Here is a 4,741-nt window from a genome sequence, read left to right as displayed (position 1 = left end):
GGGACAAGCCGACCGCGTTGAGCCGCAGCACCGCGTACCCCAACGCGCCCAGGCCCAGCGGCGCATAGCGACGTGCCCATCCCCGGAGCCCCGGGGGCGACACGACGACCCCCATCGCCCTGTCGGTGGCCCACAGCACGACGGGGAACACCACCGCCACCTCCTTGAAGAGCAGCGCCGCGCCCCACAGGAGCCCCGCGCCCAAGCCTCGGCTCCAAGTGGAAGGCCCGGCGACCATCTGCCGGACCGCGAGCAGCACCAGGAGGGTCGCCGCCACGTCCATGCAGCCACTCACCCACGCCACCGACTCGGTATGCACGGGGTGCACGGCGAACAGGAGCGCCCCCGCCAACGCGGCCCACTCCGCCGCCCCCGCCGAGCCCGCGTCCTGCGTCTTCAAGCATGTGCGTAACAGCCGGAGGACCAGCACGCTGACGCCGGCGTGCAGCAGCATCAGCACCAGGTGGAAGCCCCACGCCTGCAGCCCGAAGACCGAGCGCTGCGCGAAGAGGAGCACGTGCGCCAATGGCCGGAAGTAGGCCCCCGCGGGCCCCCGCGCCTCCGCGGGCGGCACCCCGTCCTCCGAGGGGAACAATGGGTGGAGGAACGCGTTGCCCAGCTCCGTCCAGGAGCGCAACCAGGGGTTCTCCACCACGAGCTGGAGGTCGTCGTAGACGAGCCCGTTGCGAAGCGTCCCCGCATACACCGCCAGCGCCACGACGAAGACCAGCAGGGACCGAGGATGGGGTCGAAGCAGGCCGGGATGCACAGCGGGGGTTTCCATGGCGGTGCTCAGGAGCGATGGGCGGGCTGGCGGCACAGATTCTTCAGTGCCGCTCAATGAGGCGCCCTGTCCGCGGCGGGCACAGGCGCGGCGGCCGGGGTGTCATCAGGGATGGGCTCCAACCGGAAGGGCTCCGGAGCCTTGCCGGGCAGCAGCCTGAAGAAGCGTCGGTCCGGGAAGCGTGAGCGCAGCTTGCGCGCGAAGCCCTCGCCATCCCGCAGGATGATGAGGTCCGACTCGTAGCTCGGATGGGGAGGCGCCCACTCCAGCACGAAGCTCCCCACCTTGCGGAAGGCGGGGACCTGACTCCACGCCACCGCGTACTGCGGCGCCAGGACCACCGCGCGCCCCAGGCCCGCGTCGTTCAGGAACGACTCCATCGTCTCGTGGATGCGGGCCTGCTCGCGCAGGGCCAGCGCGTTGCGTGCATCGAAGACTCCCAGCCCCACCACCAGCGCGCCCAACATCCCCGCCATGAGCGTCGCGGGCGGCAGTTGCGCTCGGCGAGCCACATCCACCAGTCGCTTCAAGCCATGCACGGCCACCAAGGCCAGCGCCGGCGCACATTCGGAGTAGTGGATGGGGCCCACGGAGTGGATGCCATGGTTGTCGTGGAAGAGGGCCAGTCCCAGCAGGACGAGCACCGACGACAACAGCAGCTTCGTCAGCCGGTCCCACGCGGCCCCCACGCCCACCAGCAACAGCCCCACCGGCCCCAGGAACCACACCGCCAGCATCAACGTGTTGTAGCTGGTGTTCGCGCCGAAGCGCTCCAGCATCGAGCTGTCGTTCTGCGTGAGCTTCGCGGGGAATGTGTACATGGAGACGCGCGCGGGCAGCAGCGCATCCCCCGTCACCGCATGATTGAAGGCGAGGAACGCCACCAACGCCGGCAGCCACCCCAGCACGAGCCCGCCCAGGCACGCGCCCACCGGCAGCTCCCGGCGCACCAGCCGCCACAGCACCCAGAGATAGAAGGGCGCCAGGAAGAAGAGCGTCTCGAACGGCCGGCACAGGAAGGACACGCCGCTCATCAGCCCCAGCCCCAGCCACCAGCGCCCGCCCCTCTCCTCCGCCAGGACGAAGAACACCACCGCCACGGACAGGGCCGCGCGCGACAACAGGTGCGCGTGAGAGGTCATCGACAACAGCGCGGACATGGGCGACAGCAACACCAGCAGCGCGCCCACCGTGCCCCACGCGGGCCCCAGCCGGCGCGTCGCCACCCAGGCCACCGCCACCGCGGGCACCGCCGCCGCCAGCGAGAAGATGAGCGAGCCGGTGCCCGTCAACTCTCCCAGGGCCCACGCCACCTGCAACCCCAGCCATTCGAAGCTGGAGCCCATCCCATCCTTCACATACAGGTAGAGCGTGGGGAAGGCCTCCAGCGGGTCCGTCAGTTCCACCAGGAACCTGCCGCTGGCGAGCACCTGCCCTCCGAAGCGCGCCGCCTGCTCGTCGTCCGTCACCGGGCGGTCCAACAGGAAGACGAAGCGCCCGATGCGGGCCGCCAGGAAGGCGACCACGCCCACCAGCACGCCTCCGGTCAGCCGCTCCCGCGCGTCGAGGGAGTCCAGCCGCTTCCACAGACGGACAGCGGACGGCGCGACCCACGGAATCAGGGCCAGACCCAACAGCACGCCGCCCGGCACCAGCAGCAGCGCATGTCCGAGCCACTGGTAGAGCTCGCCCGATGAGCTCGCGCTGAAGGGCATCCGAAAGGAGATGCTCAGGCCCGGGGCCGTGCGGCCCAGCCCGAAGAAGGCGGCCACCAGGAAGCAGCCCAGGGCTGCCTGGGTCACCGAGGTCCATCCCGTCCTGCCACGAACCGAGGTCATCGGCTCCGTGGGGTAGCACACCCCTCGTCCGGCGGGCAAAGCCACGCGCATGCACGCGCGCAGGGCCAGCCGGCGGTCAGCGGTCCGCTCCAGGTGCCCGCTTCCGCCAGCCCCAGATGGCCTCGGGTGCCTCGGGCCCCAGGTGGAAGAGGACATCCAGCACCGTCACCGCGTGCTCGAACGGGGGATGGACCTGCGGGTACTCGGGGTACCCACCGTAGTCCTTGTAGGTGAGCTGGATGCCCGCCGCGTCGAAGTCCTCCTGCCGCAGGTAGGAACGCGCGGCGGGACCGGAGACGTAGTGCGTGGCGCCCGCCTGCTTCAGCAGGTCGAGGATGCGCTCCTGCTTCGCTCCAGCGAGCGTCCACTCACGCGAGTCACGAAAGCGCACCTGGAGCCCCAGGCACTCCCGGGCGATGTGGCGCACCAGGAACTGGTTCAGCTCCGACAGATGCGTCCACTTGCGAGCCAGGTACACGTCGCGGAGGAACGGCGCGTAGCGTTCGAAGTGCGGCGTACGCGCGTACTGGTGGCGCAGCGTCTCCCAGTGCTTGCGCGCCCACGCGTCGTCTTCGATGCGCGCCTCGCAGATGAGCCGGTCCGTGCTGGAGCCCACGGGAACGGTCAGCCACACCGGCCCCGTCGGCGTCTTGACGCGGTTGCGATTGCGCCAGTCGCGGTGGGTGTACTGCACGTCATCGTAGAAGATGAACGTGTCCACATCGTGGAGGATGTCGAAGTAGCCCTTCCAGGGCAGGTAGTTGGACTGGATGATGGCGACGGTGTGCCGGGGCCCTAGCACCGGAAATCCCTCACGGCGGTGAGCACCGTGGCCTGCTCCTGCTCCGTCATGGTGCTGAAGAAGGGCAGCCGCACCAATCGGTCGCTGATGGACTCCGTCACCGGGCAGTCCCCCGCCTGTCCCCCGAACGTCCGCCCCATGTCCGACACGTGCAACGGCAGGTAGTGGAACACGGCGTTGATGCCCTGCTGGCGCAGTTGCTGGATGAAGCGCGTGCGGACCTCCAGCGACGGCATCAAGAGGTAATACATGTGATAGGCCTGCTCGCACTCGGCCGGGACATGGGGCTGGCGCACGCCCTGGGCCGCGGCCCAGCCAGCGAGCTCCCGGTGGTACGTCTCCCACAAGGCCCGGCGACGCGACTGGATGCGCTCGTGCTCGAGGAGCTGGCCGTAGAGGAAGGCCGCCAGCAGGTCCGACATGACGTAGCTGGAGCCGACGTCCACCCAGGTGTACTTGTCCACCATGCCCCGGAAGAAGCGGCTGCGGTTGGTGCCCTTCTCGCGGATGATTTCCGCGCGCTCGACATGGCGCGGGTCATTGACGAGCAGCGCGCCGCCCTCGCCGCAGCTCACGTTCTTCGTCTCGTGGAAGCTGAGCGTGGAGAAGCTGCCGAAGGTCCCCAGCGCGCGCCCTCGGTAGCGTCCGAAGAGGCCATGCGCGTTGTCCTCCACCACGGCCACGCCCCGGCGCCCCGCGATTTCCAGGAGGGTGTCCATCTCACAGCCCACCCCCGCGTAGTGGACGGGGACGATGAGGCGCGTGCGCTCGGTGATGAGTGACTCCACCTTGCGCTCGTCCAGGTTCAGCGTGTCGGGCCGGATGTCCGCGAACACCGGCCGCGCGCCCCGCAGCACGAAGGCGTTCGCGGTGGAGACGAAGGTGAAGGACGGAACGATGACCTCGTCACCGGGCTTCAAATCGAGCAGCAGTCCCGCCATCTCCAGCGCGTGCGTGCAGGACGTGGTCAACAGGGCCCGCCCCACCCCCAGCGTCTGCTCCAGCAGCGCATGGCATTTGCGGGTGAACCCGCCGTCTCCCATCAGGTGGCTGTTGGCCAGCGCCTGCTCGATGAACTTCGCCTCGTCGCCGAGCATCTGCAGCCGATTGAAGGGGATGGTCATGGGACTCATGGGAAGCCGTTCGGGGGCCCCCAGGCTACAGCAGCCTCCCGGGCTCTGGGAGGCGCTGGGAGCAGGTGGCCCCCCAACCGGAGGGACGCGCGCCGAGCAGGCGACCCCACTCCTCCCACGACATGCCCCGGGAACGCGGTAGGCTCCACGCGTGCGGCTCGCCCCGCCCGCCCCTCCGCATGAC

The 4,741-nt window shown here is 69.6% G+C and carries 3 protein-coding genes and 1 pseudogene; all 4 read right to left on the bottom strand.

The features are described 5' to 3' along the window. A pseudogene (locus tag FL311_RS41275) lies at window positions 1-784 on the bottom strand (hypothetical protein); the annotation flags it as partial. 53 nt (window positions 785-837) lie between these two features. After that, the gene (locus FL311_RS41270) at window positions 838-2,586 is read right to left on the bottom strand and encodes a glycosyltransferase family 39 protein (protein ID WP_194869598.1); all 1,749 of its coding nucleotides are present in this window, start codon (window positions 2,584-2,586) and stop codon (window positions 838-840) included. Between the two features lie 112 nt (window positions 2,587-2,698). Then, complete coding sequence (locus FL311_RS41265) at window positions 2,699-3,424, bottom strand: WbqC family protein (protein WP_141333100.1); 726 nt, start codon at window positions 3,422-3,424, stop codon at window positions 2,699-2,701. Beyond that, window positions 3,418-4,548 (bottom strand): dTDP-4-amino-4,6-dideoxygalactose transaminase, encoded by a 1,131-nt coding sequence (gene rffA / locus FL311_RS41260; protein ID WP_141333099.1) that lies wholly within the window; start codon window positions 4,546-4,548, stop codon window positions 3,418-3,420. Before rffA ends, FL311_RS41265 begins: the two co-directional genes overlap by 7 nt. Between the last annotated feature and the right edge of the window lie 193 nt (window positions 4,549-4,741).

The sequence above is a fragment of the Myxococcus sp. AB025B genome, from assembly GCF_006518215.1.
GTDB lineage: Bacteria > Myxococcota > Myxococcia > Myxococcales > Myxococcaceae > Myxococcus > Myxococcus fulvus.
The sequence above is the reverse complement of the archived record's forward strand: the minus strand, read 5'-3'. Positions and strand labels throughout refer to the sequence as shown.

What these genes read in the sequence shown, in the direction of transcription:
- rffA (WP_141333099.1), bottom strand. Translation starts at nt 4,548, where the DNA reads ATGACCATCCCCTTCAATCGGCTGCAGATGCTCGGCGACGAGGCGAAG.